The sequence below is a fragment of the Paenibacillus senegalimassiliensis genome, from assembly GCF_001486585.1.
Lineage (GTDB): Bacteria > Bacillota > Bacilli > Paenibacillales > Paenibacillaceae > Fontibacillus > Fontibacillus senegalimassiliensis.
This window is the reverse complement of the sequence record NZ_LN909042.1, coordinates 152,044-168,088: the sequence shown is the minus strand read 5'-3', so window position 1 is coordinate 168,088 and position 16,045 is coordinate 152,044. Positions and strand designations below refer to the sequence as shown.

The 16,045-nt window shown below is 51.3% G+C and carries 13 protein-coding genes; 3 read left to right on the top strand and 10 right to left on the bottom strand.

Annotation, left to right across the window (positions count from 1 at the left end):
* Positions 1-121: 121 nt before the first annotated feature.
* The 10 genes from BN3279_RS03020 to BN3279_RS02975 form a co-directional block, all read right to left on the bottom strand.
* A complete protein-coding gene (locus BN3279_RS03020) occupies positions 122-781 on the bottom strand; it encodes a CPBP family intramembrane glutamic endopeptidase (protein WP_059049174.1) in 660 nt (219 codons plus the stop codon).
* Positions 782-1,004: 223 nt separating this feature from the next.
* The gene (locus BN3279_RS03015; RefSeq protein ID WP_059049173.1) at positions 1,005-1,865 is read right to left on the bottom strand and encodes a helix-turn-helix transcriptional regulator; all 861 of its coding nucleotides are present in this window, start codon (positions 1,863-1,865) and stop codon (positions 1,005-1,007) included.
* Positions 1,866-1,936: 71 nt separating this feature from the next.
* Complete coding sequence (locus BN3279_RS03010; RefSeq protein ID WP_316245742.1) at positions 1,937-2,989, bottom strand: glycoside hydrolase family 53 protein; 1,053 nt, start codon at positions 2,987-2,989, stop codon at positions 1,937-1,939.
* A 26-nt stretch (positions 2,990-3,015) separates the two neighbouring features.
* The gene (locus BN3279_RS03005; protein ID WP_059049172.1) at positions 3,016-3,858 is read right to left on the bottom strand and encodes a sugar ABC transporter permease; all 843 of its coding nucleotides are present in this window, start codon (positions 3,856-3,858) and stop codon (positions 3,016-3,018) included.
* Between the two features lies 1 nt (position 3,859).
* Positions 3,860-5,128 (bottom strand): carbohydrate ABC transporter permease, encoded by a 1,269-nt coding sequence (locus BN3279_RS03000; RefSeq protein WP_059049171.1) that lies wholly within the window; start codon positions 5,126-5,128, stop codon positions 3,860-3,862.
* Positions 5,125-6,417 (bottom strand): sugar ABC transporter substrate-binding protein, encoded by a 1,293-nt coding sequence (locus BN3279_RS02995; protein ID WP_059049170.1) that lies wholly within the window; start codon positions 6,415-6,417, stop codon positions 5,125-5,127. The genes BN3279_RS03000 and BN3279_RS02995 overlap by 4 nt, the downstream gene beginning before the upstream one ends.
* A 214-nt stretch (positions 6,418-6,631) precedes the next feature.
* Positions 6,632-8,272 carry a glycoside hydrolase family 53 protein gene (locus BN3279_RS02990; RefSeq protein ID WP_059049169.1) on the bottom strand — a complete coding sequence of 547 codons (1,641 nt, stop codon included), beginning with the start codon at positions 8,270-8,272 and terminating at the stop codon, positions 6,632-6,634.
* Positions 8,273-8,463: 191 nt separating this feature from the next.
* On the bottom strand, positions 8,464-9,129 hold the full coding sequence (locus BN3279_RS02985; RefSeq protein WP_059049168.1) for a ribulose-phosphate 3-epimerase: 666 nt from the start codon (positions 9,127-9,129) through the stop codon (positions 8,464-8,466).
* Positions 9,126-10,082, bottom strand: coding sequence for a ribokinase (locus tag BN3279_RS02980; protein WP_059049167.1), 957 nt, complete (start codon positions 10,080-10,082; stop codon positions 9,126-9,128). Before BN3279_RS02980 ends, BN3279_RS02985 begins: the two co-directional genes overlap by 4 nt.
* Positions 10,082-11,245, bottom strand: a complete 1,164-nt coding sequence (locus BN3279_RS02975) for a hypothetical protein (RefSeq protein WP_059049166.1) — start codon at positions 11,243-11,245, stop codon at positions 10,082-10,084. Before BN3279_RS02975 ends, BN3279_RS02980 begins: the two co-directional genes overlap by 1 nt.
* Positions 11,246-11,533: 288 nt before the next feature.
* Here BN3279_RS02975 and BN3279_RS02970 point away from each other — a divergent pair, with 288 nt between their 5' ends.
* From BN3279_RS02970 to BN3279_RS02960, 3 genes are all read left to right on the top strand, one after another.
* Positions 11,534-12,730: an ROK family transcriptional regulator gene (locus BN3279_RS02970; protein WP_059049165.1), complete on the top strand. Its 1,197-nt coding sequence runs from the start codon at positions 11,534-11,536 to the stop codon at positions 12,728-12,730.
* A 51-nt stretch (positions 12,731-12,781) separates the two neighbouring features.
* Complete coding sequence (locus tag BN3279_RS02965) at positions 12,782-14,551, top strand: L-fucose isomerase (RefSeq protein WP_059049164.1); 1,770 nt, start codon at positions 12,782-12,784, stop codon at positions 14,549-14,551.
* A 101-nt stretch (positions 14,552-14,652) separates the two neighbouring features.
* Positions 14,653-15,951 (top strand): ABC transporter substrate-binding protein, encoded by a 1,299-nt coding sequence (locus BN3279_RS02960; RefSeq protein ID WP_059049163.1) that lies wholly within the window; start codon positions 14,653-14,655, stop codon positions 15,949-15,951.
* The last annotated feature ends 94 nt before the right edge of the window (positions 15,952-16,045 follow it).

The following is a 16,045-nucleotide window of genomic DNA, read 5'->3' as shown; positions in this document are numbered from 1 at the left end:
CTCCTGAATGGAACAGGTCACTACATCTACTCCCTATCTTAGCAAATAAATGCACTCTGACGTAACGGGAGGAACGCGTCGATAGCGGGTGGGGCCGGTAGTTCGTTGTTCCCTCAACCCGTCAGTACAGGAGTACCGGAATTAATCCGCTAAGATTATTGAAAACATGGAACAAGATGGGGAGCAGCAAATTATAGCGGGATTTCACATACAGCGTTCCCAGGACAAGCCCCATCACCATATACGGAGTCACATGGACCAGGTCGGCAAGATGATGGATATGAAGCAGCCCGAACAGCGTGCTCGACAATAAGACACAAAGCCACACCGACAAACGCGTAGATAAGCGTCGAATTAGAAGATAGCGGAAAATAAACTCCTCAACGACAGGTCCCATTACGCCCAAGATAGGCAACGTCAGATAAGGCGGCAGTGTAACCATCAGCTCATATACCTTGAGGTCGTTGACGCTTCCCTCGTTCACAGGCGAATCGAATAGCATATAGGTCAGGGAACTAATCAATACGAAGGCTAAGTAAACGCCAGCAAGCAGCAACAAGTTGCGTAAGATGCGCCCCTTAAGCTGCCCCCAACTGTCAAGCAAAGGCTTTCTGAACACAAACAGGCCCATAAGAAACAAAGCCGGGTATACCGCGTATCTGGCCGAAGCAAATCCGTCCAGCCAAGACCCCACTACAGGTAGCTTTCCGAGCAGGATAAATAATAAATATAGAAGCAAATAATACAGATTCCAGCGAGGTTGATGCGTCTTCAAGTTCATGTTGGTTCCTCCCCCATAGTCTTGGTCAAAGTCATTTTTCTTAGTATGAAGGAAGAACATGAACCCCCGATTCTATAAAAATAAACAGGCGATAGTATAAATATGAACAAACGATAAACAGTAGCTATTCCCGGCAATGATATGAACACTAGAAAGCACCGCCCCAAGAAAGGGCGATGCTCATAATATAAATCTATAAAGTTGGTTCACTTCTTCTGATATTCTATTCTCCGTCTCCCGCCTGTTCCGCGGTCACATGGAGCTCCCGGTACTTGCCGGGCGTGATGCCTTCCTTCTTGCGGAAGGTCGCTACAAAGTGGCTGACATCGTTGAAGCCGGTCTGCTCCGCTACCTCGCGCAGCGCAAGGTCGGGATGAAGCAGCATAATTTTCTTCGCCTCCCGCAGGCGCAATTGAATCAGATACGAGTAAGGACTCATGTCGAAGGCTTGCTGGAACAGCTCGTGCAGCGCATTCGTGCCAATCTGAGCGTGCTCGGCAATCTCCGGCAGGCCGATATTTCCAGCCAAGTGCTGCTCCATGAAGTACATGATAGGCTGAAGCTTACGGTAGTATTGAGACAACGACGGACCGTTGTTCAGCATGCCGAACTTGCGAAGCTGCATAAGGAAATAGTAAAGGTCGGTAGACACTTCGACATCATTATGAGACTCAGCTTGATCAATCCGCCGGAAGAGATCATTGAATAATGCGCCGAAGGATTGATCATCATCCTCTTCATACAGGATCGTCTCATCCATGTTCAGGGCTTCCATAATCGATGCGGCCGAAGCACCGCCAAATGTAATATAAATCGTGGACCAGCGGTCCGACGCCGGATAATAGCTATGGGGCGTGAAGGGCTTGAGCAGGACACCTTGTCCCTTGGTCAGCCTGACGGATTCGCCGTGCAGTTCAAAGCGTCCCTCTCCCTCCAGCGTATGCAGCCAGTGATAATAGGGATAACCTTCAGGTCGCTGGAAGATGCGCTCCCATGCGCTATAACCGATGGATTCCAAATATAGCGGCAACGAACGTTCAAGTGAAGAGAATACATATCGGATATTATCATTTCCCCAGTCCATGAGCTACCACCACCTCGGTGTTGATAGCTCTATTATGAAGGATAGCTTGCCAACTGTTCAATGAGGAAGCCCTACTTCTCCAAAAATACATTCAGAGAATCGAGCTTGTTGCCTTGATAATCAAATAGCGTCAGATTCGACCAGTTATTCTCATGCCCCACCGACCACTCCGGCTTGGACGGAATCCAGCACGGCTCCCAGTAATATAACCCAAGACCAAGGCCGTTCGGAACTTCCCGAATGCGCCGCATCAGCTCTGCCAGCCATTGCCGCTGCCCCTCCACCGTTGGCGGATAGCCTGGATACACCCACTCTTCCTTGTTGAAAATCAGCGGCTGCTCATCGGGCGGGGTCATCGTCCAGGGATAAGCCACTTCTACGACCACAATGGGCTTGCGATAGTGAACAGCCAGGTCATGCATATTATCGGTAAACTCCTCCAGCGTGCCGTGCCACCATGAATAATAGGAAAGCCCGATGATATCATAATCAAGATCAAACTCTACCAGCTTGTCGTAAAAGAATCGGCTGCCCGCGTTATCACCGCCACGGTCGATATGGATCATCACCGGGATTTGCCCGGACTCAGGGGTGGCCTTCCGTACTCCGCGAACGCCCGCAGCGATTAACGCAGCCAGCTTCTCCCACTGCTCGGGCGTATTATGGTCGCCGTCGACCCGGCCAGCCTCCCAGATCATCCCGTTCGTAATCTCGTTCCCTACCTGAACCATATCGGGCAAGGCGCCTGCTGCTGCCAGATCTCGCAAGATCGAAGCCGTGAAAGCCTCTACCTCCTCAACCAGCTTCGGGAACTCAAGACCTTCCCAGGCCTTGGGCATATGCTGCTTGGCCGGATCAGCCCAATAATCGGAATAGTGGAAATCGAGCAGGAAGTGCAGTCCCTTCTCCTTCACCCGCTTCGCCATCTTAATCGTCTTCTGCGGATTACAGTAGTCAAACGTAGGATTGTTCCACAAGCGCAGGCGCGCTGAATTTACTCCGCTGTCCTTCAGGATATCCAGCACATCCCGGGCCTGAACCTGCTCATAAAAAGCCCCGCCCTCACTTTCGATTTCGTCCACAAATGAAATATCCGCGCCTTTAATAAAATCCAAATTCATCATGATGATCCACTCCTTTGTCTCAGCCGTTAGCCTTTCGTGCCTCCCGCTGCAAGTCCTGATATGAAGTATTTTTGCAAGAATAGATAGATGCCAGCGATAGGAACCGCGATCAGAATCGCACCCGCCGTAAACACCGTAAAGTTACTGGAATATTTCTCGGTGACAAAATGGTACAAACCGACCGCCAGCGTGTATTTGCTCTTGTCATGCAAAATGATCGACGGCAAGATAAAATCAAAAATCGGCAACATAAAGTTGGTCAGAGCGACTATCGCCAAAATCGGTGTAATCAGCGGCAGCAGAATTCGGATGAACAGGCGAATCGGCCCCGCTCCATCAATCTTCGCCGCATCGTCCAGTTCCCGGGAGATCGTATCCAGATACCCCTTCACCAGCCAGGCGTTAAAAGGAATCTGACCGCCCACATAGATCATAATGAGTCCGATCAAGGTGTTCAGCAGGCCAATCAGGTTCAGGAAAATATAAATCGCCACCATCGCCATCATGACCGGGAACATCTGTAGCAGCAGGAAGGCGTACATCCCGCTTTTGCGGCCGACGAACTGAAATCTAGACAGCGCGTAAGCCGTCATCGAGGTGAACAGGATGGACAGTACGCTGCTGACCGTCGAGACGTACAGCGTATTTCTATACCACGTCAGATAGTTGCTCTCCGGACTGGTGAACAGCCAGCGGTAATGCTCCAGCGTAGGCTCTTTGGGAATCATGCTGGACGAATACAGGCTGGTCCCCGCATTGAAGGATAAGCCGACCGCCCAAGCCAGCGGATAACAGATCACGACCGTCATCAGGCCGATAATCAGATAAATGCCGGTGACCTCCAGCCTTGATTTCATACGTCCTCCCATCTTAATGATCACGCTCCTCTTTGAACGACTTGGTCCGCCTGAATTGGAAGAAGGCAAAGGCGATGACAATCACCCCGATAATAAGCGAGATCGCCGCAGCCATATTGTAGTTGTTCGTCGTAAAGGTAAGCTGATACACCCAGGAGATCAGAATATCCGTACCACCCGCCGTCTGTCCGCGAACTGCCGGTCCTCCGCCATTAAACAAATAGATGATATTAAAATTATTGAAGTTCGCCGTATATTGGATAATGAGCAGCGGCCCGGTGGCAAAGAGCACATGCGGCAGTGTGATGTAACGGAACTTCTGCCAGCGCGTCCCCCCATCCACATCTGCGGCTTCATAAGCATCATGAGAGATGCTTTGCAGTACCCCAGTGAACAGGGCGAACAGGAACGGAAAGCCAAGCCATACCTGTATGCCAATCAGCGCGAGCTTCGTGAACAGCGGATCGGTCAGCCAGGGAATGGGGGCCATTTGGAACCAATCCCTTAGCGTCCGGTTAATCGCTCCAAATTGATCGTTGAACAACGCAGAGAAGATCATGATCGTCACGAAATTCGGAATCGCCCACGGCAGAATCAGGATCGTACGAATGATCCGCTTGAAGCGGACGCGTTTGTCATTTACCAGCACAGCCAGCACTAGCCCCAGACCGATTTGCAGCGTGGTTGACACTACCGTCCAGACCAGCGTCCAAGACAGCACCTTCATGAAGGACTGGTTCCAGATCGGTACCGTAACCAGACTGACGAAGTTGTCGAAGCCCACCCAATCCACCAATTGACGGGGCGGAGAATGATATAGGTCATAGTTGGTGAAGGCCAGCGATACGGCAAAGAGCAGCGGGAATACCACCACAAACAGCAGTAAAATGAACCCTGGTACGGATAACACATACGGCATACTCGTCATGTACGCCTGCTTCATCCGTTCCCGCAGCTTTGGCCGCTCCCAGCCGCTGGCAAGCTGCTCCGCTTCCTTCTTGGCATCGCGCACATTTAGAACATAGATCATGCCTGCGATGGCCAGCATGATCAGGGACAAGAGCCCGTACACCAGCAGGAAAATCGAATGATCCAGCTTGGGGATCGTCCCCAGCGTGGCAATTCCCCACAAGCCCAGCCCGATAAAATCGGCAAAGGTGATGATAAATGCCAGCTCCAACATGACCAAAATGATTCCTTTGATATAACTACGGTTATATAGCTGCCCCAAGCCTGCGAACAGCAGGGACAGCCCTACAGCAATCCAGGGGCGGTGCTTCATCGTCCGGATGCCTTAATCTGAGACGCGATCTGCTCGGTCGTCTCATCCAGTACAGACTTGGGGTCCTCTCCCTGCACGATAAAATCAACCGCATCATCCATCGCCCAAACGGTACTCATTTCCGGAATATTCGGCATCGGTACACCACTGTCGAGCTGCTGCACAAATCCGTCATACAGCGGATCGGCAATACTTTGCTGCGCATCCGGCCGAGCGGGGATTTCTCCCGTCTGCTCATAATAGACCTCGGAGCTTGCCGCATTGGTCAGATGCAGCGCAAGCCGCTTGGCCCATTCGGGATGCTTGGAGTAAGACGAGATGAACCAGGACTTCACCCCAACGAAGGATGGCGCAGGCTCCCCGTTTACCGTGGGCAATGGCGCAGTTCCAAGATCATCGCCCAATTTCTCGGCGTAAGGCTTCATGGCCCATAACCCGTTCACGGTCATTGCTGCTTTGCCTTCCAGAAATAAGGTGTCCATCACGTCCGTTGTCATCGTAGCGGGAATTCCCGTCTCTTTCACAAAGCTGGCATACGCGCTCATCCCCTGAACGGCTCCCTCATTATTCAGCCCAAGGTCAGAAGCATCGTATTTACCATCCTGCTGCCCGAAGATATACCCGCCGTAGTTCATGATAAAAGGAATGGCGTAATAAAAATCCGGCACCATCAGGAAGGCATAACGGTCTTGGCCTGCATCGGTCAGTGAGGCGTAGGTTCCCGCGATGTCTTCCATCTTCACCGGCGGTTGATCGACCAGTGCTTTATTGTAATAGAGGGCATAGGTCTCAATTGAAATGGGGAAGCCGTAGGTTTGCCCTTCATACTGCACAGCATCTAATGCTGCGGCGCTGTATTCGGCCCTTTCCTGCTGGGACAGCTCGACGGCTTCGGCCAATCCTTGGACAGCCAGATCCCCCAGGCGATCCTGCGGCTGATAGAACAGGTCAGGTCCATTGCCCGCCGGAGCGGCCAGGGATAACTTCTGCACCTGCTCAGAGCCACTAACAGGCACCACCTCCACCTGGACTCCCGTATCAGCGGCAAATTCGCCGGCTAGCTGCTCTACCACTTTTAAGTGCTTCGCATCATCATTGGACCAGATCACTAATTTGTCAGGTTGTTGTTGCCCGGTACCATCCGAGTTCACGGAAGCTTCGTTATTACTGCTAGTACCGTCGTTGCCCCCTTCCCCAGCACCACCCAGTTGCCCTGATCGGTCAGGCGCACAAGCTGTCACTCCAAAGAGCAGTATGCAGAGACAAGCCAATATCCATGTCTTTTTCATTCAAGTCCCCCCCTTGTTAGTTGGCTATTCTAAAATACATCAGCCCTTACTCTCAATATAAAACGCTTTCATTAAGCTTGAAATATAAAAAACCTTTAGCAGGTGTATAATAATTCTCCTGCGCAGGCAAAAAAAGCAGCCCCGCCAATCCCATCACTGCTCGCTAGAGCTGATCATAGGGCTGACGTGAGCTGCTCACCTAACCTTCATAAGCTCAATTCTTATACAGCTTCACATGATCCAGGTTCATCCAGTTCTCCGCCTGAGCATCAGAATAGACTCCAATCTCAATTTCACCGTTAGTGACAATGATGTTCTCAATTTTCACCTTGACCCATTTCTCAGGACTCGTTGGCAAATCAACAGAGAGCTCGGCGCCGCCGAAGTTTTTTGCATATAGTTGCAAGGTGTTCTGGCCCCCACTGTTAAGGACCCAGGCCGATAATGTATACGTACCTGAGCTTAGCCCCGTAATATTCTGGTACGTGGATGCTTCATATTCGACATCGCTCCAATGTGTTAGCTTATAGCCACCGGTAATCCCATTTTCCTCTACCTTGATGGCATCATACGACGCATCATCTACAGCCCAGAGATTCCATGATGTGGGCGTCTGCGTCCAGCCATCCGCTTCAAAGCTTGGGTTAGATACGAGATTCAACGTCGAACCTTCCGTAAAGACCGATACGGTAGATAGTAAATTGCCGTCAAAATCAAACAACGTCTGGTTATCCCATGGGTTGGACAACAGGCCGGTATCGTTATTGTACAGCTTGCCTGCCTCACTGCCCCAATGCGCCCCTTCTACTGGCAACCAGGTTGGCTCCCACCAGAAGATTCCGCGGCCATGATTGTTCGGTACATCCTGCAGGATCTCTTTTAAATCCCGCAGATACGCCGTTTGTCCCGCCACCGATGCCGGATAACCACCGATGCTCTCCTCTGTGGTATAGAAGGAGTTACCCAGGCCATCACCATCATCCAACGTGAAGCCGTAAGAGGTCTCCACAATCATGACGTCCTTATTGTAACGACTACTGATGGCATTCAAGTTGTAAGCGAGCTCGCCCATCGTCCCATGCCAGAAGGGATAATAGGTTAAGCCAATAATATCGTAATCCACACCCTCTGCCTCGATTTTGTCAAACCACCAGGTATACAGATTATTGTCTCCCCCATGGTCCAGATGCAGGGCAATTTCTACATCCTCACCCGGCCCTAAGGCGGCATGAATTCCGTTAATCGCTGAGGTCAGCAGATCACCAAGCTGGGTAAAATCATCAATACCTCCGCCCACCTTGCCATCATCCCAAAGGATACCGCTGCTCGCCTCGTTCCCCACCTGTACGATATCGGGGAGAGCTCCAGCCGCCTTCATTTCGGTAATCACGTTGCTGGTGTAGTTGTACACTGTCGTGAGCAATTGGCTATGACTCAAGCTTTGCCAGGCCTTGGGTTTATTTTGCTTGCCCGGATCGGCCCAGAAGTCGCTGAAGTGAAAGTTAAGCAGTACATCCATGCCCTGTGCCTTTGCTCGCTGAGCAAGCGAAATCGTGGTCGCCAAATCATTGGTCCCGCCACCATACGGATTACCCGCAGCATCATAGGGATCAACCCACAGCCGCAAACGAACCGCATTCATGCCATGATCACTAAGAATCTCTAATGCATCCTTCTTCACACCCTGGTCATAGAACTCGCCGCCTCGCTCTTCTACCTCATGAAGCATCGACACATCCCCGCCCATGAGGAAGCTCCCCGCTGCATCCGCCTCGGGTACAAAGCCCAATCCAGGGGCTACCAAAGCAACCGCGCAGACACAGGCAAGCATTCTGCCCTTCCACCACTTGCTCATAACTATCATCTCCTTCTCTAAAATGATATAGTAAGCACGCTTAAATTATAAAGCGCTTACATTTTGTTGGATATATAATAATCCTTGGAATTTGATATAAAAATAGTCCCTGTCCTCCACAAATAAAAAAGCGACACTCATCCTCTCAGGAGAATAGGTGCCGCCTTATTTCTAAATAGCCTATTTTATTGTCACTGCACCGGAACATCCAACTTGTCACGGAACGTCTGAATTTGCGCTTCATTGATTTGCTGCTGGCTATAGGCTACCGAGGTGCCCAGCACGAAGACGTTGGCTCCGTACTCGCGGCAGAGCTGGGCACTATCCAGGCCAATGTTGCCATCAACCATAATGTCCTTATCCGGGCCGATCAGTTCGCGAATTTCCTTGATCTTCAGCGCGGTATGCTCCAGGAACTTCTGTCCCGCAAAGCCAGGCTCCACCGTCATGACCAGGACGTAATCGACGTACTGATGCAGATGGTGCAAGAAGTCGATAGAGCCGTGTGGATTGATGGCAATCCCGGCCTGCTTGCCGCTCTCGCGGATTTGGCGCAGATAGCGGATTGGCGTATGAGTAGCTTCAATATGGAAGCAGACATGCGTGCACCCCGTGTCCAGCACCAGCGGAATGGCCATATCCAGATTGCTGACCATCAGGTGAGCATCCACCGGGACGGACGAATTCTCGGCCAGCATCCGCAGTTGATCGAAGCCTAGCGTAATGTTATGCACGAAGTTGCCATCCATAATATCCGCATGGATGAAGTTCGCACGAATGTCCGCCGCATCCTCCAGCGCCCCCTTCAGGTTAAGCTGATCCGCACACATAATGGATAACGATAGTTTGTTTGTCATTTGACGTAACCCCCTTGCTGAGCTTTGGCGAACATTGCATCCGCCTCTGCTCCTGTTGGCAGCGAAGTAGCCGCGCCTGAGCGGGTCACCGCGATAGCCGCTGCCACGTTTGCATAATAAATGGCCTGATCCAGCGGCATCTTGCGGGCCATGCCTAACGTCAAAGCGCCCATGAAGCAATCTCCTGCTGCCGTGGTATCCACCACTTGCCCCGCCTCGCGGTAGGCAGGGAAGTTCCGAAGGTCCTGACCGTCATACAGCATCGCGCCATGCTCTCCACGCTTGAGCAGCACCCGCTTGCTGCCCGTAGCCTCATACAAGTAGCGGCAAGCCTCGCCCGCCGCTTCCTCCGTATCTACAGCAAAGCCCGTCCACTGTGCCGCCTCCGTCTCATTCGGGCTGAATATATCTACATCCCGAAATTCACCAAGCTCAATTTCACGTACAGGCCCTGCATCCACGATGATGACCTTGCCCTGCTTGCGACCGTGATATAGCAGTTGCTCGATTAAGGCAAGGCTGCATTCCAGCTCCAGGGATAGGAACGAGAACGAAGATAGTTGATCCACAATCTCGTTAATATCCGCCTTGGTAAACGCATTGTTCGCGCCCAAATAAGATAAAATCGTATTCTTGCCGGTAGGTTCAACCATGATATAGGCCGTTCCCGTACCGACATGCTCGTCCCGCTTCACCAGCCGGGTTCCGATTCCTTCAGCCTGTAGCGCACTGAAGACAAGATCGCCACTGCTATCCTGTCCCAGCTTGCAGCAGAACTGTACATCCAGTCCCAGCCGCCCCAAGGCAATGGCCCGGTTAGAGCCCTTGCCGCCAAGTCCGGTACGCTGCCCGGCTACCACCAGCGATTCGCCTTGATGCGGCGTGCGAGGAACCTGGAGCATGATATCGATGTTGGCACTTCCAGCCACCAGCACTTGATGCCGGGCTGACATTAGAGCTGCTCCAGCTCATCCACCGCTTGGATGAAGGACTGTGCTTGCTCCTGCACCAACCGTTGATAGGCGCCGTGCACATTGGTCGCGCTAACGACAAAGCTGTCCAGCTTGCTGTAGCCTTCATTCAAGCACTCGAAGATGCCATCATTTACGAAGCTGTCCGCCACATCCTTCAAGGCTTGGGCCGCAAGCTTGCCATCCTTCTGAGCCAGACACCAGATCACCCAGCCGCTGGCCGTCGCCCAATAAGCCCCATTCTGATATTCCTCATGCGGTACATCGATGAGCAGACGCTCCCAGTATTCCCCTTGCAGCAGATGACGAATTTGGCCCTTGTAGACATATTTCTCATAGTTGTCATGCAAGAAGGTCAGGAGATCCTCCCGGAGATCCTCCGCCGGGAAGCCAATGTACAGCAGATAAGCGATACCCCAGATGTCCAGTTGCTTGCACTCTCCGGTAGCCGCATAGAAGCCTTTACGAGATGAATCATAGAGCTTGAAGATACTTCGTTCAATCGCAGCCGCCTGCTCACTATATGACTTAGCTACAGCCGCTTGCCCGTACTTCTCGTGCAATTCCTGCAGGAAGCGACAGGCCCGCCAGAAGAGCAGCGATTCCATGAACAACTCGCCCGTTTTACCGATGGTATCCGTGAATCCATACGGAGAATGCGGCTTGGCCGGATCATTGTAGACAAGTCCATCGTTACTCAGCGGAATCAGCGACATACCTTGGTCCAGAGCCCCGGCCCATTTGCCGAACAACTCACGAGCTTGCCCTTCTTCCAGAGATTTAAGATAGAAATACACTACATAAGCCAGGAACGGGGTATTATCCAGGTTGGCTTCCCCTACCGGCTTCTCTACCACACCTGCGGCATATACGCCTAAGCCGTCCGCATAAATACGGTCAGGCAGCCAGCCGTCCTCGCGTCTCCCTCCAATAACGAAGTCAACCGCAGCCCGGATATCCTCCGGCTGAATGAACTCGGAAGCGTATTCAACCATATAAGCAAAATCGCGTACCCACAGCGCATCATAACTAGCAATCCCGTCAGGGGTAAACAGCTTCGTACCATCATGAGCCACCTTGATACAGCCTTGAATTAATTGATCGGATTTCTGCGCAAGTAATTGCGCCAGTTTGTGATTACTCATCTAGTCACCGTCCTAATGATAGCGTTTTAAGCCTTACGAGAGTCATTGTAACATAAACGAAATAGTTTTCAATAACACATTTAAAAAACACTTTAGTAAAATGTATTTACAAAACTTTTTGTTCTTGCTATACTGGCATCATCAAGCCCGATCAAACACAATGCCGCAGCAAGAAACGAACAAATGAAAGCGTACCTAAAAGCGAAAAATAATGCCTGCTCTATTAAGAAGAAGGTAGATTTGCTTATAATTAAGAGGGCGTATTATTTTTGCAAAGGGTGAAACGGATTGGGAAAGAATAATTCCAAAATTTTAAAAGAAGCTAATAAGTATTTGGTCTTGCAATGTATATCCAGCTACCAGCCAATCACCGTTGAGGATATTGTGAAGAAGACGAACTTGAGCCGGCCTACGGTTATTAATTCGGTCAAGGAATTAACCGACGACCATATCATTATCAAGGGCGGACTTGCCGAGTCCACCGGGGGCAGAGCAGCGGCATTGCTCGCTATTAATTCAGATGCATACTACGGCATCGGGGTTGACTTTGAATTCCCGCAGGTGCGGATTACGATGGCCAACTCCAATGGCGAAGTTCTGGCCGCGCACCAATATCATTATCCGCTCGATAGCTCGGTGCAATACATCACCGATCGCCTATCCGATGAAATCGCCCGGTTGATTGAAGAATCCGGCGTAGATCGGCTGAAGATTGAGGGTATCGGCATCGGGATGTCCGGTGTAGTGGACAAGAATAACGGCTTATCCATCTTCATTGAACGGATTAATGATTGGCATAACGTGGACATCAAGTCCATTCTGGAAGATCGTCTTGATCTGCCGGTGTATGTACGCAACGATGTTCATTTGATGGGATTGGTAGAACAGCGCTTCTATCTATCTGCCGAGAATCAGGACTTCATCTATATTGGGCTACGCTCAGGCATAGGTAGTGCGATCTTCATGAAGAACGGGATTTATGGTGGAGAGAATGGCAACGCAGGCTTCATCGGTCAAATGATCCTGGATGTCAGCGGACCGGAAGGGCTTGGTGGTCCCAAGGGCAGCTTAAACGTATTTGCCAGTGAACTCAATCTGATTCGCCGTTACCATGAGGGCAGAGGAAATACCGCTTCATCTGAGCCGTTCCCGCTTCGGTTGGAGAATTTGGTTCAGTTGGGCCAAGAAGGAGATGAGCTTGCCTCCTCCCTGCTACAAGAAGCCGGGCATTACCTGGGACTTGCGCTGGTGAATCTGGCACGCATCTTTGAAATACCTAACTTTGTGATTGGCGGTTGTCCTAACCTGGAGGATTCGATTTTGCTTAAGTCCTTGCAAGACACGGCCAGTGAATTATTGAAGGAACACTTTAATCGGCTAAGCATCGTGCCTGGTCAATTACTGGAACATGAGTATGCGTTAGGCGGCTGTTACTTGGTGTTTGATCATATCTTCCATAAACCTAGATTGAAGCTCCAAATATAACCGTGCGTTATATTTGGATGCTGACCTAACGACAGCAAGGAGACATCATTGATGGATAACAGAATTCGGATCGGTATCAGACCGGTCGTTGACGCCCGAATCGGCAACGTCAGAGAAGTGCTTGAACCGCAAACAATCTCAATGGCTCAAGCGGTGGCCCGGCTGCTGAGTGAGCAGCTTCACTACAGCGACGGTTCCCCCGTAGAGTGCGTCATCGCCTCTACCTGCATCAGTAGCATCAAGGAGGCCCGCCAAGCGGACGAGCAGTTCCGGCTCGAAAATGTAGGCGCTACCATCTCGGTAACCCCAGCGTGGGCCTACGGCAGTGAAACCATCGACATGGACCCGCATCGCCCGAAGGCGATCTGGGGATTCAACGGCTCCGAGCGCTCCGGTGCAGTGTATCTGGCCGCAGCACTTGCCGCTCATAACCAGAAGGGCCTGCCTGCCTTCGGCATTTACGGCCGCGATGTGCAAGACAAGGATGACGACAGCATTCCCGAGGATGTACAAGCCAAGCTGTTACAATTCGCTCGCTCGGCCATGGCTGTTGCCCAAATGCGGGGCAAATCTTATCTAGCCATCGGTTCCGTCAGCATGGGAATCGCCGGCTCCATCGTCAATGAGCCCTTCTTCCAGCAGTACCTGGGCATGCGTAATGAATACGTGGATATGAGTGAGATCAACCGCCGTATTCAACTGGGAATCTTCGATCAAGAAGAATTTGAACGCGCTCTGGCTTGGACCCGCCAGCATTGTCTGGAAGGCACCGATTACAACGAAGAAGCAACTCAATTCTCCCGCGAACGTAAGGATGACGTATGGGCGTTTGTGGTGAAGATGACTTTGATTATGCGGGATCTGATGGTAGGCAATTCGAAGCTGGCGGAAGCGGGCTTCACGGAAGAAGCACTGGGACATGAAGCCATTGCCGCAGGGTTCCAAGGGCAACGTCACTGGAACGACTATATGCCAAATGGCGACTTCTCCGAGGCGATTCTGAACAGCTCGTTCGACTGGAACGGCCGCCGCGCTCCTTATGTTATGGCTACTGAGAATGACAGCCTGAATGGTGCTTCCATGCTGCTGGGGAATTTATTGACCCATACCGCACAGGCCTTCGTGGATGTCCGGACCTATTGGAGCCCGGAAGCTGTGAAGCGGGTCGCCGGATATGAGCTTGAAGGCTTAGCTGCTGGCGGCGTCATTCATCTGAAGAATTCGGGCTCGGTGGCGCTGGACAGCTCCGGCGAACAACAAATCGATGGCCAGCCAGCCATGAAGCCACACTGGGACATCACCGAGGAAGAAGTAGAACGCAGCTTGCAAGCAACCACCTGGCACGCTGCCCATCAAGGATATTTCCGTGGCGGTGGATTCTCCAGTCGCGTGCTGACCAAGGGTGGCATGCCGATGACCTTCTACCGGATCAACCTGGTTGCCGGATTAGGTCCAGTGCTGCAAATTGCCGAAGGTCATACTGTGGACCTGCCGGAGCATGTACACGAACTGCTGGATGAACGTACCGATCCATCCTGGCCTACCGCCTGGTTCGTTCCTAACCTCACAGGAAGCGGAGCTTTCCGCGATGTGTACGCTGTTATGGATAACTGGGGCGCCAATCATGGCGTATTCACCTACGGGCATATCGGCAGCGACCTGATTACCCTTGCCGCCATGTTGCGTATTCCGGTCAACATGCACAATGTGCCGGAAGAGCGGTTGTTCAGACCAAGCTATTGGAAAGCCTTTGGCCTGGAGAATAGCTCGGTGGGCATGGACTATCGTGCCTGCTCGCAATTAGGACCTCTTTACAGCTAAGAAGTTGATTATCACGGTGTATTTTGCGGGCCAGCGTATCGGCCGAGCGTAGCCCGCAACTCACATATATGCTTTGCTCATAAAAAGGGAGGAATCGCATCATGAAGAAATGGTTATCTGCACTCGTTGTAGTTATGCTGACCGTCACAGTGTTAACTGCATGTGGAGGCAACAGCAACAACGCTGCTGAACCAGGCAATAATCAGGGCACACCCAGCAATGAGAACGTCAAGCTTGAATTTCTGTCTTTGAAGCAAGAACAAGCAAGCCAAGCAGCATTCGCAGAGATTATCAAGCGATTTGAAAGCGCAAACACCAACATCAAAGTCGAGATTCAAACGATGAACGCCGATCAACTGAAGACGACGTTGCGTGCCAGAGCCGCTTCCGACGAAATGCCGGACCTCGTAACCTGGATGAAAGAAATCGATACCGACTATCTGCTCGATCTGAAGGGCGATAGCTACCTTAGCAATCTTAACACCGAGAGTATTCAAGCTGCCAACGCCATTTATAATGACCAAGTATATGCGATGCCTATCGATAATGGATATATTGGTTTCTATTACAACAAGACTGTACTTGCTGATAACAACCTGGAAGTACCAACTACCTTGACTGAAATGAAGCAAGTGGTTGAGGCTTTGAAAGCCAAAGGCATTCCTGCCTTCGCTACAGGCTCTAAGGACCTGTCCGTAGCTTATATGCCACTGATCGCCTTGTTCTCCGAGACCGTCTTCGGACGCAATCCGAACTGGTCGACAGAACGTGACGCCGGAAGCGTAAGCATCGCAACCGACGAAAGCTGGAAGCTGGCATTTGATCTGCATAAGGATTATGTATACGGATACAGTGATGTTAATGGTTCCTTCAACATCGGCTACGACGATGCCAACGCTATGCTCGCTCAAGGCAAAGCCGCTTTCTATGGCAACGGTTCATGGGCGCTGGAGCCTATTCGTCAAGTGGGACCTGATGCGGATATCGGTCTGATGGCCTTCCCGATTTCGGACAACCCTGATGAATCCAAGCTGCTGGTATTCCCGGACACTTCCTTGTCCATCATGAAAGATAGCAAGAACGCGGATGCCGCCAAGAAATTCCTGGAGTTCGTAGCTTCGCAAGAAGCAGGCCAAATCTGGTCTGAAAATGTAAAAGTGTCTTCCACCGTCAATGGCGTTAATGTAGATTATGATCCAATCGCCGCTGATATCAACCAATACATCTCCAGTGGTCAATTCACTCCGTATGGTGACCGTGTACTGCGTTCCGTCTTTACCGACAAGCTGTGGGAGGATTTCTCCAAGTACATGCTGGATAGAACGGACTGGGATACGTTAGCCAAAGATTTGGATGCTGCATGGGACAGAGCCAAGGAAGTTGAAGCTTCCGGACAATAAAATTACAACAACACCATGTTTGCGCGGATGCCTTCCGGGGGACGGACCAGCTTCGTTCTTCCCCTCCCCCGGGGCATTCAGCTTTAAGCCACGC

What these genes read in the sequence shown, in the direction of transcription:
- BN3279_RS03020 (WP_059049174.1), bottom strand. Translation starts at nt 781, where the DNA reads ATGAACTTGAAGACGCATCAACCTCGCTGGAATCTGTATTATTTGCTT.
- BN3279_RS03015 (WP_059049173.1), bottom strand. Translation starts at nt 1,865, where the DNA reads ATGGACTGGGGAAATGATAATATCCGATATGTATTCTCTTCACTTGAA.
- BN3279_RS03010 (WP_316245742.1), bottom strand. Translation starts at nt 2,989, where the DNA reads ATGATGAATTTGGATTTTATTAAAGGCGCGGATATTTCATTTGTGGAC.
- BN3279_RS03005 (WP_059049172.1), bottom strand. Translation starts at nt 3,858, where the DNA reads ATGGGAGGACGTATGAAATCAAGGCTGGAGGTCACCGGCATTTATCTG.
- BN3279_RS03000 (WP_059049171.1), bottom strand. Translation starts at nt 5,128, where the DNA reads ATGAAGCACCGCCCCTGGATTGCTGTAGGGCTGTCCCTGCTGTTCGCA.
- BN3279_RS02995 (WP_059049170.1), bottom strand. Translation starts at nt 6,417, where the DNA reads ATGAAAAAGACATGGATATTGGCTTGTCTCTGCATACTGCTCTTTGGA.
- BN3279_RS02990 (WP_059049169.1), bottom strand. Translation starts at nt 8,272, where the DNA reads ATGAGCAAGTGGTGGAAGGGCAGAATGCTTGCCTGTGTCTGCGCGGTT.
- BN3279_RS02985 (WP_059049168.1), bottom strand. Translation starts at nt 9,129, where the DNA reads ATGACAAACAAACTATCGTTATCCATTATGTGTGCGGATCAGCTTAAC.
- BN3279_RS02980 (WP_059049167.1), bottom strand. Translation starts at nt 10,082, where the DNA reads ATGTCAGCCCGGCATCAAGTGCTGGTGGCTGGAAGTGCCAACATCGAT.
- BN3279_RS02975 (WP_059049166.1), bottom strand. Translation starts at nt 11,245, where the DNA reads ATGAGTAATCACAAACTGGCGCAATTACTTGCGCAGAAATCCGATCAA.
- BN3279_RS02965 (WP_059049164.1), top strand. Translation starts at nt 12,782, where the DNA reads ATGGATAACAGAATTCGGATCGGTATCAGACCGGTCGTTGACGCCCGA.
- BN3279_RS02960 (WP_059049163.1), top strand. Translation starts at nt 14,653, where the DNA reads ATGAAGAAATGGTTATCTGCACTCGTTGTAGTTATGCTGACCGTCACA.